This window comes from Vibrio sp. V30_P3S12P165, assembly GCF_009904905.1.
GTDB lineage: Bacteria > Pseudomonadota > Gammaproteobacteria > Enterobacterales > Vibrionaceae > Vibrio > Vibrio fujianensis.
In genome coordinates, this window is sequence record NZ_WXWH01000030.1 from 26,033 (window position 1) to 45,296 (window position 19,264).

The 19,264-nt window shown below is 43.2% G+C and carries 23 protein-coding genes; 12 read left to right on the forward strand and 11 right to left on the reverse strand.

Going from position 1 to position 19,264, the window contains the following annotated elements; translation table 11 throughout:
• Positions 1-48 precede the first annotated feature (48 nt).
• The 7 genes from CAG57_RS05715 (at position 49) to CAG57_RS05745 (ending at position 6,129) form a co-directional block, all read left to right on the forward strand.
• Entirely contained in the window at positions 49-819 is a 771-nt protein-coding gene (locus tag CAG57_RS05715) for a DUF3450 domain-containing protein (RefSeq protein WP_202597775.1), read from the forward strand.
• On the forward strand, positions 816-2,183 hold the full coding sequence (locus tag CAG57_RS05720) for a MotA/TolQ/ExbB proton channel family protein (RefSeq protein ID WP_161426868.1): 1,368 nt from the start codon (positions 816-818) through the stop codon (positions 2,181-2,183). The genes CAG57_RS05715 and CAG57_RS05720 overlap by 4 nt, the downstream gene beginning before the upstream one ends.
• A 9-nt stretch (positions 2,184-2,192) precedes the next feature.
• On the forward strand, positions 2,193-2,735 hold the full coding sequence (locus CAG57_RS05725) for a MotA/TolQ/ExbB proton channel family protein (protein WP_161426867.1): 543 nt from the start codon (positions 2,193-2,195) through the stop codon (positions 2,733-2,735).
• Positions 2,735-3,142 carry an ExbD/TolR family protein gene (locus tag CAG57_RS05730; protein ID WP_099612465.1) on the forward strand — a complete coding sequence of 136 codons (408 nt, stop codon included), beginning with the start codon at positions 2,735-2,737 and terminating at the stop codon, positions 3,140-3,142. The genes CAG57_RS05725 and CAG57_RS05730 overlap by 1 nt, the downstream gene beginning before the upstream one ends.
• Positions 3,139-3,759, forward strand: a complete 621-nt coding sequence (locus tag CAG57_RS05735; RefSeq protein ID WP_161428262.1) for an energy transducer TonB — start codon at positions 3,139-3,141, stop codon at positions 3,757-3,759. The genes CAG57_RS05730 and CAG57_RS05735 overlap by 4 nt, the downstream gene beginning before the upstream one ends.
• Positions 3,756-4,931: a tetratricopeptide repeat protein gene (locus CAG57_RS05740; RefSeq protein WP_161428261.1), complete on the forward strand. Its 1,176-nt coding sequence runs from the start codon at positions 3,756-3,758 to the stop codon at positions 4,929-4,931. Before CAG57_RS05735 ends, CAG57_RS05740 begins: the two co-directional genes overlap by 4 nt.
• Before the next feature lie 322 nt (positions 4,932-5,253).
• Complete coding sequence (locus CAG57_RS05745; protein WP_161428260.1) at positions 5,254-6,129, forward strand: DNA ligase; 876 nt, start codon at positions 5,254-5,256, stop codon at positions 6,127-6,129.
• Positions 6,130-6,180: 51 nt separating this feature from the next.
• Here the strand turns inward: CAG57_RS05745 and CAG57_RS05750 are convergent, their stop codons facing one another.
• Entirely contained in the window at positions 6,181-7,551 is a 1,371-nt protein-coding gene (locus tag CAG57_RS05750; RefSeq protein ID WP_161428259.1) for an MATE family efflux transporter, read from the reverse strand.
• Positions 7,552-7,718: 167 nt separating this feature from the next.
• Here CAG57_RS05750 and CAG57_RS05755 point away from each other — a divergent pair, with 167 nt between their 5' ends.
• A complete protein-coding gene (locus CAG57_RS05755) occupies positions 7,719-8,333 on the forward strand; it encodes a riboflavin synthase subunit alpha (protein WP_161428258.1) in 615 nt (204 codons plus the stop codon).
• A gap of 92 nt (positions 8,334-8,425) precedes the next feature.
• Here the strand turns inward: CAG57_RS05755 and CAG57_RS05760 are convergent, their stop codons facing one another.
• Positions 8,426-8,629 (reverse strand): CPXCG motif-containing cysteine-rich protein, encoded by a 204-nt coding sequence (locus CAG57_RS05760; RefSeq protein ID WP_099612460.1) that lies wholly within the window; start codon positions 8,627-8,629, stop codon positions 8,426-8,428.
• A gap of 256 nt (positions 8,630-8,885) precedes the next feature.
• Between CAG57_RS05760 and CAG57_RS05765 the strand changes: the two genes are divergently transcribed.
• Positions 8,886-9,203: a heavy metal-binding domain-containing protein gene (locus CAG57_RS05765; protein ID WP_099612459.1), complete on the forward strand. Its 318-nt coding sequence runs from the start codon at positions 8,886-8,888 to the stop codon at positions 9,201-9,203.
• 69 nt (positions 9,204-9,272) lie between these two features.
• Here CAG57_RS05765 and CAG57_RS05770 read toward each other — a convergent pair whose 3' ends face one another.
• Positions 9,273-10,139 carry a fructosamine kinase family protein gene (locus tag CAG57_RS05770; RefSeq protein ID WP_099612458.1) on the reverse strand — a complete coding sequence of 289 codons (867 nt, stop codon included), beginning with the start codon at positions 10,137-10,139 and terminating at the stop codon, positions 9,273-9,275.
• A gap of 386 nt (positions 10,140-10,525) precedes the next feature.
• Between CAG57_RS05770 and CAG57_RS05775 the strand changes: the two genes are divergently transcribed.
• Positions 10,526-10,867: a DUF3802 family protein gene (locus tag CAG57_RS05775; protein WP_099612457.1), complete on the forward strand. Its 342-nt coding sequence runs from the start codon at positions 10,526-10,528 to the stop codon at positions 10,865-10,867.
• A gap of 12 nt (positions 10,868-10,879) precedes the next feature.
• Here CAG57_RS05775 and CAG57_RS05780 read toward each other — a convergent pair whose 3' ends face one another.
• Both CAG57_RS05780 and CAG57_RS05785 read right to left on the reverse strand, forming a co-directional pair.
• The gene (locus CAG57_RS05780) at positions 10,880-11,398 is read right to left on the reverse strand and encodes a C40 family peptidase (protein WP_161426927.1); all 519 of its coding nucleotides are present in this window, start codon (positions 11,396-11,398) and stop codon (positions 10,880-10,882) included.
• 27 nt (positions 11,399-11,425) lie between these two features.
• On the reverse strand, positions 11,426-12,211 hold the full coding sequence (locus CAG57_RS05785) for a sterol desaturase family protein (RefSeq protein ID WP_099612456.1): 786 nt from the start codon (positions 12,209-12,211) through the stop codon (positions 11,426-11,428).
• A 101-nt stretch (positions 12,212-12,312) separates the two neighbouring features.
• On the opposite strand from CAG57_RS05785, the gene CAG57_RS05790 reads away from it, so the two are divergent.
• Positions 12,313-13,041 carry a tRNA-uridine aminocarboxypropyltransferase gene (locus CAG57_RS05790; protein WP_161433951.1) on the forward strand — a complete coding sequence of 243 codons (729 nt, stop codon included), beginning with the start codon at positions 12,313-12,315 and terminating at the stop codon, positions 13,039-13,041.
• A gap of 179 nt (positions 13,042-13,220) precedes the next feature.
• Complete coding sequence (gene nagK, locus CAG57_RS05795) at positions 13,221-14,132, forward strand: N-acetylglucosamine kinase (RefSeq protein ID WP_161430575.1); 912 nt, start codon at positions 13,221-13,223, stop codon at positions 14,130-14,132.
• A 66-nt stretch (positions 14,133-14,198) separates the two neighbouring features.
• Here the strand turns inward: nagK and CAG57_RS05800 are convergent, their stop codons facing one another.
• The 6 genes from CAG57_RS05800 to CAG57_RS05825 are packed head-to-tail and all read right to left on the reverse strand — an operon-like array spanning position 14,199 to position 19,085.
• A complete protein-coding gene (locus CAG57_RS05800) occupies positions 14,199-14,468 on the reverse strand; it encodes a DUF2960 family protein (protein ID WP_078927034.1) in 270 nt (89 codons plus the stop codon).
• A gap of 29 nt (positions 14,469-14,497) precedes the next feature.
• Positions 14,498-16,267: a bifunctional molybdopterin-guanine dinucleotide biosynthesis adaptor protein MobB/molybdopterin molybdotransferase MoeA gene (locus CAG57_RS05805; RefSeq protein ID WP_161427341.1), complete on the reverse strand. Its 1,770-nt coding sequence runs from the start codon at positions 16,265-16,267 to the stop codon at positions 14,498-14,500.
• The gene (mobA, locus tag CAG57_RS05810; protein ID WP_099612452.1) at positions 16,264-16,851 is read right to left on the reverse strand and encodes a molybdenum cofactor guanylyltransferase MobA; all 588 of its coding nucleotides are present in this window, start codon (positions 16,849-16,851) and stop codon (positions 16,264-16,266) included. The genes CAG57_RS05805 and mobA overlap by 4 nt, the downstream gene beginning before the upstream one ends.
• Positions 16,829-17,539, reverse strand: a complete 711-nt coding sequence (locus tag CAG57_RS05815) for an energy-coupling factor ABC transporter ATP-binding protein (protein WP_099612451.1) — start codon at positions 17,537-17,539, stop codon at positions 16,829-16,831. The genes mobA and CAG57_RS05815 overlap by 23 nt, the downstream gene beginning before the upstream one ends.
• A 25-nt stretch (positions 17,540-17,564) precedes the next feature.
• Complete coding sequence (locus tag CAG57_RS05820) at positions 17,565-18,263, reverse strand: ABC transporter permease (protein WP_099612450.1); 699 nt, start codon at positions 18,261-18,263, stop codon at positions 17,565-17,567.
• Between the two features lie 6 nt (positions 18,264-18,269).
• Complete coding sequence (locus CAG57_RS05825) at positions 18,270-19,085, reverse strand: substrate-binding domain-containing protein (RefSeq protein ID WP_161427342.1); 816 nt, start codon at positions 19,083-19,085, stop codon at positions 18,270-18,272.
• Positions 19,086-19,264: the final 179 nt, after the last annotated feature.

Below are 19,264 nucleotides of genomic sequence, written 5' to 3' on the forward strand. Positions count from 1 at the left end.
TTTTATCAATAACATATCAGCATTCTTTCTTGGTAACAGATGATGATGATGAATTTGATAAAATCCAGCCTAATACTGCTTTCAGCGGTGTCCGTGCTGCCTTCTTATGCGAGTACACTGGATGATGCGAAAGCGATACAAAACCGGACCAATAACCACTCAGCCGTTAGCCAGAAAAAAATTGATAAAAGCTCGGCTGAAACATTAGCGCTCCAAGCTGAGATTGAACGGTTAAATGAAGAAGTAAACAACCTCACTATTTATCGAGATCACTTATCCGCTTTGGTAGTTAGCCAAGAAGTGGAAATGAGTAATCTGGAAGAGCAGATGACAGAAATACATCAAACTCGCCAAGGAATTGTGCCATTGATGTATCGAATGATTGATGGATTAGAAAAAATCATCACGGAAGATAAACCGATTCGTCTTGCTGCCCGTCAAGAGCGCTTAGCTCGCTTACAGTTACTTATGTCTCGTGCCGATGTGAGTGATGCAGAGAAATATCGCCGTATTTTAGAAGCCTACCAGATTGAAATGGATTACGGTTCAAAACTTGGTGTTTATCAAGGCACGATTGATCTCAGCGATCAGGATCGGATTGAGGCAGATATTCTCTATTTAGGCCGTGTTTCTTTAGTTGCTCGTAATTTGAATGGCACTCGTTATTGGTCTTGGGATCAACACAGTAAGCACTGGCAACCATTACCTTCAGGTATCAAAGGTGATATTGATACCGCTTATCAGTTGGCCTATCAGCAAATTGCTCCAACATTACTCAACTTACCAGTTTCACTGACGGTGGCGGAGGCAACTCAATGAAACTTATCCGTTATATTACTGTTTTAGCACTGACTAGTGCGTTCATTTCTCCTATTTACGCTGATACGGTTTTACTTGAAAAAGCGCAGACCGAAAATCGGGTGCAAGGTATGCAAGACACCCAACGTGAAGCTGGTTTTTTAAAAACGGAACAGTCATTAAGAGAGCAAAAAAATGCACTCCTTGCACAGCGAGATCGCTTACAAAATGAAGTGGATACATTATCAACGCGTTTTAGCAAAAATGAAAACAGTCTGGCCCGTTTGGAAGAAAAGCTGCGTCTTGAAACCGGAAGTTTAGGAGAGATTTTCGGTGTCGTTCGTCAAAATGCTAAAGAATTACAAGCTATACAAATGGCTTCCGTGACAGGGGTTGATCGCCAGCACTATGCTCCAATTGTAAAAGCCATTGTGGCCGCTCAATCACTCCCTTCCATGAAGCAATTAGTGGGATTATGGCAGGCAATGAATGAACAGATCATCGCTAGTGGTGAAGTGAGCCAAGCATCGATCGCGTTTATTGATAGGGAAGGTCATCAACAGCAAGTGAATGCGATTCGTTTAGGAGCGTTAGGTCTTGTGACCGAGCAAGGCTATGTGAGTTGGCATAATCAGCGTCAAGATGCGGTTGCGTATCAGCAGCAACCCGATAATGGGCCGAGTTATGCCTCGCTACAAACGCTCGTGCAAGGGGGAATGGCAAACGTCCTACTGGATCCGTCTCGCGGCTTATTATTGGAGCAGCTTGCGCTTGCTCCTACCTTACAGCAACGGTTCGAAGCTGGCGGTGTGATTGGTAAAATCATTTTGTTCTTGTTAGGTGTTGGATTGATCATTGCGATCTACCGAGGTGTGACGCTTGCGGTAGCACGACAAAAAATTCAGCAGCAACTCAAGACGCCTCATCATATAGGCAATAATCCGTTGGGTCGGGTGCTTTCGGTGTATGACAAAGAGCAAACCCGTAGTGTCGAAGCGTTAGAACTGCGTTTATTGGAAGCTGTGGTGGATGAGCAAGCCGGGTTAGAAAAAGGCCTTTCTATGCTCAAGCTGTTGGCCGCATTAGCTCCTATGTTAGGGTTACTCGGGACGGTAACCGGGATGATAGAAACTTTTCAGGTCATCACCCAATTTGGTAATGGTGATCCTAAAGTGATGGCAGGGGGAATATCAATGGCACTGGTGACCACCGTGTTAGGTCTAGTGGCTGCAATGCCTCTATTGCTGGCGCACAATATTTTGAGTTCGCAGGCCGAAAATATTCGTATCATTTTAGAAAAACAAGGAATTGGCTTAGTTGCTGAGCAAGCCGAACGTGAAAGTATGAATAACGATGCCAAAAAAGTCATCAGTCATGCTGCGTAAGGAGTTCATATGAATCAAGCTGATGGATTATTTTCCTTACCAAGCTTTTTCCTACCTCTTTCTGAGTTTATGGCTCAGGGGGGGGCTGTACTTTGGTGGTTAGCGGCGGTTGTGGCAATGTGCTGGTTGTTGGTTATCGAGCGTATTATTTATTTGGCCTTTATCTTTCCTCAACAGCGTAAGCAATGGATCGCGCAATGGCATGAGCGCAGCGATCAGCATTCATGGTATGCGCACGCTATTCGTTCAGGATGGATAGGACAAGCGCACATTCAACTCACTCAATATTTAAGTATGATCAAAGTGTTGGTGGCTATTTGCCCCATGCTTGGATTATTAGGTACGGTAACAGGCATGATTTCTGTTTTTGATGTAATGGCTACTCAGGGCAGTAGTAATCCTAAATTAATGGCCTCTGGTATCTCATTAGCAACATTGCCCACCATGGCGGGCATGGTCGCCGCTTTAGCTGGGATGTTTATCTATGCCCGGTTGGCGAAAACCTGCCGTTTGTGTGAGTTAAAACTTGAAAAATCCTTAAGGAGTCAGTGATGAGACTGGGGCGACGTTCATCGAATCAAGAAGAAGCACAAATCGATTTGACCTCAATGTTAGATATTGTGTTTATCATGTTAATCTTCTTTATTGTCACTAGCTCTTTTGTTCGAGAATCAGGGGTTGAAGTTAATCGTCCATCAGCAGCAAATGTTGCTGCGCAAAAAGATGCGGGTATTTTTGTTGCGATCACTTCGGCTAATGATATTTATATTGATAAAAGGCAAATCGACGCTGAAAGAGTCCAAGCAACATTAGAGCATTTACTGCTTGAGCAGCCAGAAGCCTCACTGGTCATTCAGGCCGATGAGCATGCCTATAATGGTACCGTGGTGAAAGTGATGGATGCGGCAAAAGGTGCTGGTGTAAAAAACATTGCGTTAGCGGCGGAGAAACGCGGATGATGCGTTTAGTTCTGGCGATGCCTTTTGCAGCAGTGATTGCTGCCAGTTTGTTTACCTTTATGGCTTGGATGGTCAACAACGATGGATTGCGTTCACCACAACAAAGCCAGTCGTTGAGCTTTAATATGGTGATGGTTGAGCAAGAACAAGATGTTCAACGTCGTCAGCGAGCGATTCCAGAGCAACCTCAAATGCCTGAGCCGCCACCGAAAGCACCAGTTACAAAACCGCAAAGTACGGTAGCCAATACCGTAACACCAACTAGTGTCCCATCACTCGGATTAGATACGGCGATTAATGGTATCGCGATTAATACGCCCACTTTTGGTGACTTTGGTGCCAACCAACAGGCATTACCTTTGTATCGTGTTGAGCCAAATTATCCTGCTCGAGCTCTGAAGCGTAATATTGAAGGTTATGTCGTTTTACGCTTTACCATCGATGAAACCGGTAGACCGACGGAAATTCAAGTGGTCGATGCCAATCCAAGACGAATGTTTGAGCGTGAGGCGATGCAGGCATTACGTAGTTGGAAATATCAACCCAAACTGTTAGATGGCACGGCCGTAACCCAGCCAGGTCAAACAGTAAAACTGGAGTTTAAGTTAGCCAAATGATCAGACGATTAATCATTTATCTACTCTTAATGGGAGCGGCTTCATCATCGGCTGCGGAGCTGAGCCCTTATGCTGCCAACAAAGCCTTACAAGCAAACCAGTTTGCTCAAGAAGAGCGCTTTATTGATGCCATTCGTGTATTAGAAGAAACGCAACTGACACGAGCATATGATAAGGCTTATTTAACCCGAATGCTTGGGGTGTTCTACTGGCAAAATGAACAGTTACAACCCGCGATTGAGTCACTTAGTGATGCGGTGAATAGTGGGGAATTGCAAGAGGAACAAGAGTGGACAACAAGACGCATGCTAGCGGATTTGTTATTAATGGATCACCAATATCAACCGGCACTACCGCATTATTATCAATTAACTAAACAGGTACCTAAAGATCAAAAAGCGCATGAATTATGGTTGAGAATTGGTCAGGTTCATTATCAGCTACAGCAATGGAAAAAAACCTTAGAGGCAATGGCGCATTATCAGCATTTTCAGTTACCCGATCAAGTGACGCCATTATCGATTACATTAGGGGCTCAGTTACAGTTAGAATATTGGTCTGCCGCCATTGACACATTAAAACGATTAATTACTTTAGAGCCGAGTAAAAGCAGTTGGTGGCTACAGCTTGTCAGTCTGGAACTTCGTACCGGACGGCAAAAAGAAGCTTTAAGTAGTTTAAGTCTGGCTAAATTGCAAGGCGTAGAACTTAGTCCTCAAGAGCTAAGATTACTGGCTCAACTGTATGCTCAAAATGGTATACCCATACGAGCTGCACAGCTGTTAGAACAGTTATTGGCGACTAATAGTGATCTTGAACTTGTGACTGAGTGTGCAACTTATTGGCAAAGAGCAAAAGAGTGGGATAAAGCCATAGAATCGTGGTCAATCGCCGCGAAGAAAGATCGACAATATTACTGGAATGTTGCATTGCTCCAGAGCCAAAAAGGTGAATATAAACAAGCGCTCGCTTCATTAGATCACGTGACAGATCGCCAACGCCAGCCAGAGGTTGCTTTAGCTAGAGCTCGAGCTTTATATAAGCTAAATCAACTCGATGATGCATTAGCCCAAGCGAAAAAAGCCCATCATTTAAGTCCTTCTAGAGAAAGTCAAGGTTGGGTTGATTACCTGACTCAGCTTAGGGCAATCAACGCTCGGCAAACATCCTAATCAAGAAGGCGCACTCCATTGAGGGTGCGCCTTTCTTTGCCTATTCTATCGATCAGTAAAAGCCATGAGTGGTTTATTGTCTTTCACTCTGTTTTTGTGGGAGTCAGGCAGAAAACGCATATTTACAATTGATGGAACAAGGGGCTGTGGGGAAGATACAAGAGCGTGAGCCGTCACACAGTTACTCAGTTTTCGCGAAGTAAGAAAGTTTTATCTAATGTGAGAGCGCTCGTAGCGTAAAATAAAACCCCAGATAGTGGTAGTGCAATCACATACTTTTCTTTATGCATCATCAGACATACAGTCAGAAGAGGAAAGAAAAATGCACTTAAAACTCTCACTCATTACGCTCTCATTGTTGATAGCGAATCCGATACAGGCCGCACCAGCTCAAGAAGAACCCATGCCCATTCTTAAAGCGAATGAATATCGTGAAGGAATTGCGTTAGAACAGTATTGGCAAAGTGAAAAATTGGATGGTATTCGAGCAATATGGGATGGAAAGCAACTAACGACTCGCACAGGGAAACTGATTTATGCCCCTGCATGGTTTACGGCGGTATTACCTCATTATCCTGTTGAAGGCGAACTTTGGGCCGGTAGGGGGCGGTTTTCTCTTGTTCAACAAACGGTACTCGATCACCACCCAACCGATGAAGCTTGGCAACAGATAACCTTTATGTTATTTGACTTACCGACTTTTTCCGGCGATTACCAAACTCGTTATCAACATTTACGCTCATTGACCTCAGCCATTAATCAAACACATATCCAATATGTAAAACATGAGCCGATTATCTCAGAAGAAGCGCTTCTTAATGAGCTTGATCGACTTTTCTTGTTAGATGCAGAAGGGATTATGTTAAGAAAGTTCTCTTCAACCTATAGCGCAGGACGAAATAATGACTTACTCAAACTGAAAAAACATCAGGATAGTGAAGCTCAAGTGATTGGCTATAAAATGGGGAAAGGTAAATATCATAATATGGTCGGCTCCCTGTTGGTGCGTAATGATGCGGGTATTGAATTTGCTTTAGGGAGTGGGCTAACTGACTTTTTGCGCCAACAACCTCCTGAAATTGGTTGTGTGATCACTTATCGCTTTAATGGTCTAACGGATTCTGGCAAACCTCGTTTTGCGCGATTTATGCGAGTTAAAGAGTCTTGTGCTTATGCAGAGACATTAACGTTTCGCTAGAAGAAGTTAGAAGCCGCGTTTATCGCGGCTTCAAGTAAAAGAGTATCGCTATTATTTGGTCGCATAATACATTTGGACGTCATCATCTTGGTGTTGTATCCAATACAAACGGAGCCCAAGCATTATTGCCGCTGAACTTAACCCCACAATGAAACCGATCCAAAAACCACTGGCTCCCATCGGTTCAACAATCCAATCTGTCATCGCGAACAGGTATCCTGTTGGTAGGCCTAAAACCCAGTAAGCAATAAACGTCCGGTTGAAAATCGCAGCCATATCTTTATAGCCACGTAGTGCTCCTGCGGCAACAACCTGAATGGCATCTACACATTGGTATACTCCCGCTAGAATGAGCAAGTGCATCGCCATCATGATAACTTCAGGGTTATGGGTATAAAGTAACGCAATTTCTTCCCTAAATAAAATGGTGAACGTTGCAGTAAATAAAGAGGCAATTACCCCAACGAGCAACCCGACATTTGATGCAATCGCGGCACCGGATAAATTTTCTTCACCAAGAGTATGTCCAACACGAATAGAAACGGCTGAACCAATACTCATGGGTAAGACAAAAACCAGTGAAGAGAAACTGAGAGCGACTTGATGGGCAGCCACGACCAATGGGCCGAGAGGTGCGACTAACAAGGCCACAGCAGCAAATAGTGTCACTTCAAAAAATAGCGCAGCCGCGACTGGGAATCCAAGTTTAAATAAGCGGCATTGTGCTTGCCACTGGGGACGATGGAAGGTGGCAAAGAGTCGAATACGAGCTAACCGATGAGAAGTTACCACATAAAATAGCAGCATGATAAACATCAACCAGTACACGATCGTGGTTGCAACCCCACAGCCGACACCACCCAGTGCTGGCGCACCAAATTTACCGTAAACAAAAATCCAGTTTAATGGGATATTGAAAAGTAAGCCTAAGAAGCCTATCACCATTGCCGGTTTGGTCAGAGACATTCCATCGGTGAAGCTGCGTAAGGTTTGGAAAAGAAGAAAAGCGGGTACAGCAAACATCACCGCGTACATATAGCCAATGGTTTTTTCAGCCATTAAGGCCTCAACATCCATTAAGCCCAAAATGGTTTTGGTTTGGAATAGCACAAGAATGATCGGGATAGATATCCATAATGCTAAGCTAATGCCTTGTTGGATTTCAAACGAGATACGCTCTTGTCGGCCGGAACCATTTAACTGTGCAACAACAGGAACCAGCGCCATCAGTAAGCCGATACCAAATAAGATAGAGGGGAGCCAGATGCTTGCCGCAATAGAGACTGCCGCCATATCCGTTGCGCTAACTCCGCCCGCCATGACCGTGTCGACAAACCCCATTCCGGTTTGCGCAATAGAGGCGATTAATACCGGCGTCGCTAATTTAATTAAGGTCGACGCTTCTTTTTTATAACGTTGCACTGTGTTCTCCGCAAAGAAGACTAGCTGAGCCAAAGAAAAGGCTCAGAGTTTGGTTATGTAGCTTAGGAAAATGCCATGATATTATGTAGTACTAGGGTCAACAGACCTAGAGAGAATGATAAAGAAATGTCACACTAAGCACCACGAAAATCTATCGGAATAATGAAATGTTTACAGGTATTGTACAAGGAACCGCTAAAATTGTCTCGATTGAAAGGAAAACACAATTTCAAACCCATACTATAGCGTTGCCTCAAGCGCTTACTGAGGGGTTAACCATTGGCGCATCTGTTGCTCATAATGGTTGTTGCTTGACGGTTACTCATATCGCGGATCGGTGTGCTTCGTTTGATCTAATGCAAGAAACGTTAGCGGTCACCAATTTAGGAACCCTTCAGGTTGGGGATGAAGTGAACGTTGAGCGAGCCGCAAAATTTGGCGATGAAATCGGTGGCCACTCAATGTCTGGTCATATCAGTGAGATGGCTACACTAGTCGACGTGATTGAGTCTAAAAATAATAAGACACTTTGGTTCGAGTTACCTAGCACTGCAATGAAATATATCCTGACCAAAGGGTATATTGGTCTTGATGGATGTTCATTGACGATTGGTCAGGTAGAAGGGAATCGTTTTAATGTTCATCTTATTCCAGAAACCTTACAACGAACATTATTTGGACGGCGTCAAGTCGGGGATAAAATTAACGTTGAATTTGATCCGCAAACACAAGCTATTGTTGATACTGTTGAACGAGTACTGATGTCCCAGTCTTGCAAATAAGTGAGCTGCTTTGCCCCGCTCGACGAATCACTTAGTTAAATCGTGATTAAGAGAATACCGCTTAACCACGATTTTTGTTTTTGGCAGGGAGGTTAAAATATTTGTTCATCATCGGCATCAATAGTTAGTTCTACGCTATCTTTTAGCTCATTAACGGTCATATTTAAATGTATCGCATGACAGCAAGCAGGACAGTCATCATAGAATTCTTGGCTACCATTACTCGCATCCAAAGTGATGCGAATAGCGTGACCACAATGAGGACAAAGTGCCGTTCTTTCGGTAAATGGTTTCATCTCTCTTTTCCTTACTTCTGTGGGAGATATAGTAATATTAAGCTGTTAAGTTGCTTAAAGTTGAAAATTAAGTATAAATTTTGAAGAAACACGTGAAATTTGACATCCCCCAACGCCTTGGCGCTACAGGTCGACGGTGAGCAAGTCGCAATGAGCATTCACTGATGATCTGATTGGAATCAACGAATGCAGCCCATACTGCTTGCGCTTCAACGAGAGTGGGGATATTGACCTCAATAATGGAGAGATTATAGTGATGATATATACGACGACAGAAACAGTACCTGGTCAGGAAATTACTGATATTTTAGGCGTTGTCATGGGTAATGTTGTTCAGTCTAAACATGTTGGTCGAGATATTATGGCAAACTTAAAAGGTTTGGTGGGGGGCGAACTGAAAGGTTACACTGAAATGTTGACGGACGCTCGAAATATGGCTATCGAGCGGCTATTAACAGAAGCAAGGTTATTGGGCGCTGATGCTGTTGTCGCAGTACGTTTAACCACCAGTGCTATTACTGATGGCTCTTCAGAAGTGCTTGCTTTTGGTACTGCGGTAAAGCTCAAAAAATAAATCAAGTCTAAATCAAGTCAATGTGCGCCTCTATCCATCGAGCGCTTTACTTTTATTGGTCAACAGAGACTAGTCAGCGAGTAAGTTTTTGATCAAGTGATCGGCTTGAGCTAAATACTTGCCACCAAAATGATTGCAGTAGCTCAGAAGTAGGTAAAGATTATAGATGTTTTTGCGTTCTGCATAGTGAGCATCAAGCGGATAAATACTTTCATAACCGAGGTAAAATTCTGGCTGGAAACCACCAAATAGCTCTGTTGCGGCAAGATCGCACTCTCTGTCTCCCCAATAGCAAGCCGGGTCATAACTGATCGGCCCTGTTACCGATTGTGCGACATTCGTCGTCCATAAGGCACCATGAAGTAAAGATGGTTTCGGTGTGTGAGCACCGATCTTGTATTTAATGAGCCCAACGAACTGATCAATGTCCACCAGATCAATGCCTTTTTCCTTGAGCAATTGGAGTTGCCAGCCTATACGCTGTTCAGCAAAAAATAGCGCCCATTTTTTATGCCAAGGGTTAGGCTGTATTAATGTACCTAGATGATTTTCCACATCAAACCCATACTCCTTTTGTTCTCCCCATTGGTGCAGTTTCGCTAACTGTTGCCCAAATAAGTAACTCTGCTCTGGGTTATCGAGCGGCTTCGTCGGCAAATAATTGAGGATAATAAAAGCATGATTTTTCGTTGTCCCGACTAACCTAGGTACGGGAACTGTAATCGAGTCACTTTCAGCTAAAAGCTTTAGATTTTGTGCTTCCAGTTCATAGTGGTGGATAAAATCACGTTGGTTTATCTTAACAAAGTAGCGTTCTATACCATTAGAAATAACATAGCAGTCGTGAAGTTCACCGCCTGGTAATTTTTCTTTTTCAACAATACGATAGTGGATTGATAAGGTCTCTGAAAGTTGTTGTGCAATAGCCTGCCACATAGCGATCTTCCCATCCCTATTAATGTACACCTAGTGTAGGTGATGGCGTTAAAGATGTTCAATTTTAACGCACATAATTTAGCCAGATTATCATTTTGGCAGCGCTAAAATATATAAATGTGATAGTTATCAAGTTTCTCAGCGGGTCTTAAATACACTTTTCCTTGTACACTGAGATTGAGGTGTAATAATGATATTTCTTATAGAGAGTCGCGCTACTCGTTCATCAAAGTCGCTTATTATGATGAGAGGCGATCTTTTTTGTTGAAGAAATGGCTCGTCGTCAAATATTCTATAGCATAAATCTGTGAAAAAGGTCGTTCATGGCTTAGTATTACTCAAGGGAACATGGATTCTGGCAGTAAGTGGTAAAGCGGAGAAAAAAAGTGGTTGTAGACACCGATGGTTATTCAGCTCTAATTGAACATTTATCGATGAACATGGACATATTTACTCGTGATGGTTACACGGGGAAAGAAAGTGTCGAAGATGTCATCACTGATATGGTTGCTAGTAACATTATGGCGATATTTGAGCAAAACCCTGAACTGCATTCAAGTGTCCGCTTTCAATTACTGAAAGAAGCGGATCTGGTGGTCGATGATTTAGGCGAAGTACTGGCTGGCGTTTGGTCAAAGCCTGCCACCAATGATCAGATCCTATTTTTAGATGAATATATTGCTTTGGTCAAAAATCTATTTGACTCTGCCGTCAGTAAATATGACTAAACCTCAATCGTTTTATCTCCTCGCCTCAGTTGATTCACTTATTGTTGACCACGGCGGATTTGCTATTCGTCGGAATTGCCATAGTTTTGATGCCCAATAAGGGTTATCAATTCTCGATATCACTACACCCTGTGACGTTGATGCATGCATAAACGATTTATTGCCTAAATAGATCCCAACATGGCGAGTGGTATGTGATGTTTTGAAAAAAACTAAATCGCCATACTGAGCGTGATGATACTCAATAGCTTGACCTTGTTGGCTCTGTAAGCGTGTGGTTCTCGGGAGTGATTGTTGCCAAGCGTCTTGATATGCGATCTGGACAAACGCTGAACAGTCGATTCCAGTTTTATTAGAACCACCGAGGCGGTAAGGAACGCCTTGCCATTGTTGATAGACCAAAAATAGTGAACTCTCTGGCCATTGTGGCGGCTGTAGCCACTGTTGATGACTTGCGCTACGCTTGGGTGTGGTCGAACAGCCAATGACCATAAACAAAGCTAATAAGCTTAAGTAGTGACGTTTCTTCATTTTTCTCATCCTGCGGCATTTCTTCTTTTAATGACGACGAAAAGGCTGAGTTAGCATTTTATCTAGCCATTGTTCTCTAGGGTTTTGAAAGTCTGGTAGACCGATTATCATCTTGTCATGCCCGCGTTCAGGTTGAGCGCGATAAGTTGCAAACCATTGATCCCATATAGATAAACAAAAACCAAAATTGGCATGAGTTTCGACAGGAACAATGGAGTGATGCACGCGGTGCATATCAGGAGTCACCACAACTTTACGCAGCCACTTATCAAGGGTTAATCCTAACTTAGCATTGCTGTGATTGAACATCGCGCTCGCATTAAGGATGATTTCAAATAAAAGAACAGTAAGAGGCGATGCGCCTAATATTACTACGGCGATAATTTTTATGCCGACTGAAAGAATAATTTCAATCGGATGAAACCGAGCCCCGGTGGTGACATCGATATCTTGATCGGCATGATGCATACGATGTAAACGCCACAAGCTGGGGATGTAATGAAACAAAACGTGCTGAGCATAAATGATGGCATCAAGTATGACTAAACAAAGCAATAAGGCTAGCCAAGAAGGGACTGTAAGCCAATACATCAACCCGAATTGTTGCTCTTGTGCCCATTGAGCCGCAGAGAAAGCAACAACGGGCATCAATATAGTCACTAATAGGCTATTTAACCCGACCAGCCCTAAATTATTAATCCAACGTAGCCATATTGCTTGAGTGCGTTTTTTGCGTGGTAGCAATTTTTCCCATACTGCACAAGCGATAAGTACAAATAAAAAAATAACCAAGCGCCATGTTTCTGCTTGCATTGGCGTTGAACCTCCTATTCAGTAAAACAACTTTTTAAAAGAGTAGCCAGCTAGAGAGCTGAGCGGTAAAATTATCGCTCATTTCATTTTCCGTGATAGTTATGAGAATTCACGCTTTTCACCGTTTGTATCAGGATCGCCTGCAGCGATCAACTAAACCTTTTTTAGCCCGCGGCTCAAAAATAGCGCGCTGTTCATTTTGCCATGTACCACAAGCACACTGCTTATGCGAATTTCAGCCAGATATTGAGACCCACGTTGCGGTCATGTTGTTAGTTTCTGAAAATGAAGTCTTTAAACCCAGTAATACTGGGCGATTAATTGCCGATACAGTAAAAGAAACTTATGTTTATCAGTGGCATCGTACCGAACCTGATCCACAAATGTTATCACTACTCTCTGATCCTCATTTTCTCCCGATCCTGGTTTTTCCAGCGCAAACCGAGCAAGATCGAGAGCGTCAACTGGGTGCGATACCTCAATTAAAGGGAAACCAAAAACTATTATTAATTTTTATTGATGGTAGTTGGCGTGAAGCCAAACGAATTTTTCGCCGTTCAACTTATCTTGCCTCACTCCCGATTTTATCTATTGAACCAGAACAACTGTCGAGTTATTTGATGAGAAAAGCCAGCGATGAGCAATATTTGGCGACCGCAGAAGTTGCAAGTTTAGTGTTATCGCTGTGTGGTGAAGAAAAAGGAGCAGAAGCATTGCATATTTGGTTTGAAGCCTTTAAAGAAAGTTATTTGCTCGGTAAATCGCGACTTAAGCCAATGCTCGATAAACCTGCACTACAAAGATGGCAAGCTTATCAACAAACGGTTTAATAAAGCGAGGTGAGTCTAAATATTAATCTATCATGATGTTTTCATGTATAAACTTTGCCGTGAACAGCATAAACTCGGGGCATTGGTCACGGACAAGTTAATCAGCAATATGGATAATATTGCGGTTTTGTTTTTTGATAATTTGACCCAAGGTCGGGTATTTTTAAGGAGAGATAAGCATGTATTATGGCTTTGATGTCGGTGGTACAAAAATTGAGTTTGGTGCCTTTGATAAAAATTTACAACGTGTGGCAACCGAACGAGTACCGACACCAACAGAAGATTATGCTCTATTAGTCGATACCCTTGCTGGGTTAATTGCAAAATATGATGCTCAATTTGGTGTTGAAGGCACCATTGGTCTTGGTCTACCTGGTATGGAAGATGCCGATGATGGCACGGTTTTAACCGTCAATGTTCCGGCTGCAAAAGGCAAGCCTTTGCGCGCCGATCTTGAAGCCAAAGTCGGGCGGAGTGTAAAAATTGAAAACGATGCAAACTGTTTTGCATTATCAGAAGCATGGGATGAAGATCTGAAAAAGGCACCTTCGGTGATGGGGCTGATTCTGGGCACCGGTTTTGGTGGTGGTTTAGTTTATGATGGAAAAATTTTCTCTGGCCGTAACCATGTTGCCGGTGAAATGGGCCATATGCGTCTGCCGATTGATGCTTGGTTCCATTTAGGTAGTGAAAAAGCGCCTTTATTAAGCTGTGGTTGTGGTAACAAAGGTTGTCTTGATAATTATTTGTCTGGCCGTGGTTTTGAGCTGATTTATCAACACTATTTTGCGGAAAAGAAAGCGGCGATTGATATTATTACCGCTTACCAGCAAGGAGAAGCTAAAGCGGTTGAGCATGTTGAGCGTTTTATGGAGCTGTTAGCGATCTGCTTAGCAAATTTGTTTACTGCTACCGATCCGCATGTTGTGGTTTTGGGCGGCGGTTTGTCTAACTTTGATTTGATCTATCAAGAAATGCCGAAACGCATTCCTAAGCATCTCTTGTCTGTCGCTAAATGTCCAAAAATCATTAAAGCCAAGCACGGCGACTCTGGCGGTGTTCGTGGCGCTGCTTTCTTAAATATTAAGTAATTTGAATAAAGTCAAAAAGGCTTACTAAGAAGTAAGCCTTTATATTAACGACTGTGCGAGGTTTGTTTAAGCCTTTGGTTTTTTGCCGACACCATGGTTTTCTTTCGCTTGCAAGGTGATCAATCCAAAGCCTAACTTTTTAAAATAGTTATCACGGTAATTACGCACAGCTTTAGTATCTGAGACGGCTTCGAGCTGCAATTCCATCTTCAAATACTCGGAAAGATCAATCCCTTCTGCTTCAGCAACCGCTTCATGAATATTGCGATGTTTTTCATAGGAAAATGTTAATGTTTTCTGTTCATCTTTGTAGCTGTAAATAATGGTACGAGCCATGGGGTTCTCTATTTACTCTTATTAATGGGCTAAATTCTGCCTTGAAGTGGGATGATTGTCACGCTTTCACCGACACTCATCTTATCGACGGCGGGGTCAATCTCAATTAAACAGTTGGCTTGGCTCATCGAGTGTAAAATTCCAGAACCTTGCTTTCCTGTGCTTCTCACGACAAGTTGTCCAGAGGCATTTGTCGAGTAAATACCACGGCTAAATTCAGTCCGTCCTTGACGTGATCGCAACTCTTCACTAGCAATAGCGCGAACTTTTAATGGTTGCCAGCCGATCTCACCTTGCATCTTGCGTAGGGCGGGTTCAACAAAGTTGATAAATGAAACCATCACAGCCACAGGATTACCGGGCAAACCAAAGAAAGGGCACTGTCCAATACGCCCAAAGGCTAAAGGGCGGCCGGGACGCATGTTGATGCGCCAAAAGTCGACTCGCCCGAGTTTTTCGAGAGCTGATTTTATAAAGTCAGCATCACCCACGGATACACCACCAGAGGTTAGGATCACATCCGCTTGTTGGGTGGCTTGTTGTAATGTGGCGATCATTTTATCTTCATTATCTTCGATAATACCGAGATCAATCACTTCACAGCCCAGTTGGAAGAGCAACCCGCTCAAGGAAAAGCGATTGGAATCGTAAAGGGTATGCTCGGATGGTGGGGTGCCAGGGGCTTGAACTTCATCGCCGGTGGAAAATATAGCAACCTTTAGACGTCTTATAGCAGCAACATCGCTCATACCCAGCGAAGCAAGCATGCCCATTTCTGCTGAGTGGATTCGTTGCCCAGCATAAAAAACGGTTTGGCCTTGAGCAAGATCTTCACCGGCTTGGCGAACATTTTGTCCTGCTTTCACTGCATCCATTTTAAAAGAGACGGATTGATGAGTTTCAACGGCTTGCTCTCGCATGATCACGGTGTCAGCTTGATTTGGCATCGGAGCACCCGTCATGATTTTCATGCATTCCCCCATCGCCAGTGATTGTGAAGACGGATGACCGGCTAAAATTTCTCCGACAAGCTTGTAATGCGAACGGCCGAGATCATCACTACGAATGGCGTACCCGTCCATCGCTGAATTGCGATATGCCGGAACTGAAATTGGAGAGATAATCGGGTGGGCAAGTATCCGTCCATAAGCATTACAGATAGCCAGTTTTTCTTGACCATGAATTGGGGTTACCGCAGCAAGAATTTTCTCAACCCCTTGCGTAACCGAAAGAAAAGCGGGAGAAAGCGTATCGCAACTGGCGCTTGTTGCAGGCGGAGCAGAATGGCTTTTTACGTAGTTTAAAATAAATTGTCCAATTGCCTCTAAATCATTGATGGACATGTAAGGAAGGGCGGTTTCGATAGGCTCGTCTGCTGCAATCGCAATAATGTTGGGATCATTTAAGTATAACCAAGGTTTACCGACTTCTGCTCGGTGTAACTCAATTTTAGGGAACGCAATATTTTTACAACCTTCGACTAAAATTAAATCCAATTGCTGACTATCAAAACGTTGTAGTAACGCATTAAACTCAGTTTCTGCTTCTGGTGTTTCCGTCATCAATGCGTATCGATAACGAGAGGCCACCAACATTTGTGAGGCTCCTGCTTTACGGAGTCGATAACTATCTTTGCCAGGAATGTCGACATCAAAATCATGATGAGCATGTTTTAATATCCCAATACGTAGCCCGGCTTGAGTTAATTTAGGCAATAAGGCTTCAAGTAATGTAGTTTTACCTGTTCCTGAATAAGCGGCAAAACCCAGCAAGGGGAGGGATGGACGCTGAATATTCATGATTGTAATGCTCCAAATTGGGCCAGTTCTTGGGGAGTATTTAAATTGAAAAAACACGATGGGCGATCACTAAAATCGACATATTCGGTATGACATTCCTCGTAGAGCAATATGATTTTACGATCACCACGTGTTAAAAACGCTTCTAATCTGGGTAACACGCGGCGATGAAACAGGGTAAAAACCGGTTGTTGGTGCTGACCGTCATGAGCCACTAAGATTTCACTCTCTGTGGTTACGGCATTGCAAAAACGGGTGACAAAATCTTCACATAAGAGTGGACTATCACACGGAATAAAGCCAACCCAGTCGGTTTTTGCGTAGGTTAACCCGGCGTGAATACCACCCAGTGGCCCTGGATAGTGTTCAACTCGGTCGCTCACAACTGGGGCATATTTTTCGTAATCTAACTGATTGCGGTTGGCGTTGATCAACACATGTTTCGCTTGGGGTGTTAATCGTTCAAGGATATGTTCAATCAGGGGTTTGCCATTAAGCTTTATTAATCCTTTGTCTTTCCCCCCCATACGGCTTGCTTGTCCGCCAGCTAAAATAACCCAACTAGTTTGAGATGGAAGTAACATAAATGGTCTCTGATGATTCTGGAATAACATGCAATAAAGGCGATTCAACAAGTTGGTGGTTTTTGATCCACCACTGTTTGTGACATAACGCCGTTAATGCATTGGTTTGATGACTGGTGATCACCAAACTGGATCCACGGTTTAATAAATCTTTCGCCATTATAACTAATCTATCGATAGATTCTTCATCTAATGAAGCGCTTGGTTCATCCATTAATAAAATAGAAGGGCTTAATATCCAAGCTCTTGCCATGGCAACCCGCTGTTTTTCTCCACCGGATAAGACCGAGATGTGCTCGTGTGCTAATGTTTCTAAGCCAACCATACGCAAAGCGGTAATCACTTTATTGCGTTTGTCTTTGGCCGGTAAAGAAGAAAAACGAATCCCATAAGCGACGTTACGATAGACAGTATCATCAAATAAATAAGGCGTTTGGTGTAAGTACACGATGTTTTTATGAGCCCGGCTGCGTAATAAGCGCCGCCACCATACTTGATGTTGAGAGACAATACCGGTTGTAGGCGTTAATAAGCCAGCAAGGATTTTTAGCAATGTCGTTTTGCCAACTCCATTATCACCTTTAAGGTAGATCGCATCATGAGGGCCAAGCGCTAGCTGTGAGATATGAAATAAGCCTCGCTCATTAAAACGCATAGACAACTGACTCGCAGTAAGTTTTATCGACATAGGATATCCTTTCTATCGTTTTAAATTAGGTACGTAGATACCCTTTGCCCCGCATGCTTGAGAGCAAGAAGTTTAGTATCAATGCTAAACAAAGTAGGACGATACCGAGTGCGACGCCTTGAGCAAATGCGCCTTTTTGACTCTCCATGGCGATAGCCGTAGGAATGTTGCGCGTTAAGCCCATAATGTTGCCTCCGACCATCATCGAACAACCGACCTCGGTCACAATCCTCGAAAAGCCAGCGATGATTGCGGCACAAAGCGGGAAACGAGTTTCCCAAACCATGGTCATCGCAATACGTGGGACTGAAGCCCCTAATGTCATGGCGGTTTCAACCGAGCGACGATCACTCGATTGTAGTGCACCATGCATCATGGAAACTAAAATAGGAAAACAGATCAGCATTTGTCCGAGAATCATGGATTTTTGTGTAAATAACAGCTGCCAATCACCAAGCGGACCTGATCGAGAGAGTAGCATATAAAGTAGCAGGCCAATCACGACGGTTGGAACCGCCTGTAATGTATTGATCAAGGATAACAGCAGCCACTTTCCTCGAAAATGGCTGTAAGCCAAGAGAAAGGCCAGCAGGACAGCCGGCAGTAATACTAGAATCACGGCAGCTAAAGAAACACTAAAGGAGACCGCAACAATCCCCCATAACTCAGCATCAAAGCTGATCAATAAAGCGAGAGCTTCTAAAGTTGTTTGCCAAAGATTCATCAATTATTACTTATCTGCATTAGCAACAAAGAGTGCCTGACCATTGAGTGTAAAGTTATTGATTAACGTTTGAGCTTTTGCATTCACTAACCAATCACTGAACGTTTTTGCCCCTTGATAGTTGATGCTTGGATAACGTTCAGGATTAACGAGAATAACTTGGTATGGGTTAAAAAGTAGTGAATCGCCTTCATACAGCATCGCTAAGTCCAGCTTACTTTGATAAGCCAACCAAGTGCCACGATCGGTTAAGGTATAGGCCTGCATTTCTGAAGCTATATTTAATGTTGGCCCCATGCCTTGTCCTACTGAGCGGTAACCTGGAAAATCGGTTTTTACTTGGCTCTTTGCCCAAATGATTAATTCTTTCTTATGGGTTCCAGAATCATCACCGCGAGAAATAAACGGGATCGAACTTGCAGCAATATGAGCAAAAGCTTGTTGTACGTTTGGCTGATCTGAAACTTGGGCGGGATCTGCTTTCGGGCCCACAAGGATAAAATCGTTGTACATCAATTTACGAGGTAACACACCATAGCCTTGTTTAACAAACAGAGCTTCCGCTGCTGGAGCATGTGTCATGACCAGATCAACATCACCATGTTCACCCATTTTTAATGCTTTTCCGGTTCCTGTAGCGATCACATCAACGGTGTAACCTGAATCTTTTTTAAATTCTGGCAGAAGGTAATCCAATAAACCGGAGTGATAGGTACTGGTTGTGGTCGCTAGTCGAATACGCAGGGGGGCATCAGCACTTAACGCATAACCACTCGTTAACATTACCAGGCTGAGCATAAGCTGCACGAATATTTTTATCATTGTATTTGTCCGTTATGATGCAAAAGAAAGGATTGCGATATGAATAGCAAACTCAATGCCAAGATATTTACGACAATTTTCATGCAAAAATAAAGAATAACCACGAATAGAGTCGTGAAATCGTGACAACTTACCTAAGCTAAGACAAAATGTCTCAACTTAACGCCACCGAGTGTGAC

Coding starts and splice junctions, on each gene's coding strand:
- CAG57_RS05745 (WP_161428260.1), top strand. CDS start 5,254: ATGCACTTAAAACTCTCACTCATTACGCTCTCATTGTTGATAGCGAAT.
- mobA (WP_099612452.1), bottom strand. CDS start 16,851: ATGTTACTTCCATCTCAAACTAGTTGGGTTATTTTAGCTGGCGGACAA.
- CAG57_RS05740 (WP_161428261.1), top strand. CDS start 3,756: ATGATCAGACGATTAATCATTTATCTACTCTTAATGGGAGCGGCTTCA.
- nagK (WP_161430575.1), top strand. CDS start 13,221: ATGTATTATGGCTTTGATGTCGGTGGTACAAAAATTGAGTTTGGTGCC.
- CAG57_RS05785 (WP_099612456.1), bottom strand. CDS start 12,211: ATGCAAGCAGAAACATGGCGCTTGGTTATTTTTTTATTTGTACTTATC.
- CAG57_RS05760 (WP_099612460.1), bottom strand. CDS start 8,629: ATGAAACCATTTACCGAAAGAACGGCACTTTGTCCTCATTGTGGTCAC.
- CAG57_RS05765 (WP_099612459.1), top strand. CDS start 8,886: ATGATATATACGACGACAGAAACAGTACCTGGTCAGGAAATTACTGAT.
- CAG57_RS05735 (WP_161428262.1), top strand. CDS start 3,139: ATGATGCGTTTAGTTCTGGCGATGCCTTTTGCAGCAGTGATTGCTGCC.
- CAG57_RS05755 (WP_161428258.1), top strand. CDS start 7,719: ATGTTTACAGGTATTGTACAAGGAACCGCTAAAATTGTCTCGATTGAA.
- CAG57_RS05780 (WP_161426927.1), bottom strand. CDS start 11,398: ATGAAGAAACGTCACTACTTAAGCTTATTAGCTTTGTTTATGGTCATT.
- CAG57_RS05815 (WP_099612451.1), bottom strand. CDS start 17,539: ATGTCGATAAAACTTACTGCGAGTCAGTTGTCTATGCGTTTTAATGAG.
- CAG57_RS05730 (WP_099612465.1), top strand. CDS start 2,735: ATGAGACTGGGGCGACGTTCATCGAATCAAGAAGAAGCACAAATCGAT.
- CAG57_RS05820 (WP_099612450.1), bottom strand. CDS start 18,263: ATGAATCTTTGGCAAACAACTTTAGAAGCTCTCGCTTTATTGATCAGC.
- CAG57_RS05790 (WP_161433951.1), top strand. CDS start 12,313: ATGAGAATTCACGCTTTTCACCGTTTGTATCAGGATCGCCTGCAGCGA.
- CAG57_RS05770 (WP_099612458.1), bottom strand. CDS start 10,139: ATGTGGCAGGCTATTGCACAACAACTTTCAGAGACCTTATCAATCCAC.
- CAG57_RS05805 (WP_161427341.1), bottom strand. CDS start 16,267: ATGAATATTCAGCGTCCATCCCTCCCCTTGCTGGGTTTTGCCGCTTAT.
- CAG57_RS05725 (WP_161426867.1), top strand. CDS start 2,193: ATGAATCAAGCTGATGGATTATTTTCCTTACCAAGCTTTTTCCTACCT.
- CAG57_RS05825 (WP_161427342.1), bottom strand. CDS start 19,085: ATGATAAAAATATTCGTGCAGCTTATGCTCAGCCTGGTAATGTTAACG.
- CAG57_RS05800 (WP_078927034.1), bottom strand. CDS start 14,468: ATGGCTCGTACCATTATTTACAGCTACAAAGATGAACAGAAAACATTA.
- CAG57_RS05715 (WP_202597775.1), top strand. CDS start 49: ATGAATTTGATAAAATCCAGCCTAATACTGCTTTCAGCGGTGTCCGTG.
- CAG57_RS05720 (WP_161426868.1), top strand. CDS start 816: ATGAAACTTATCCGTTATATTACTGTTTTAGCACTGACTAGTGCGTTC.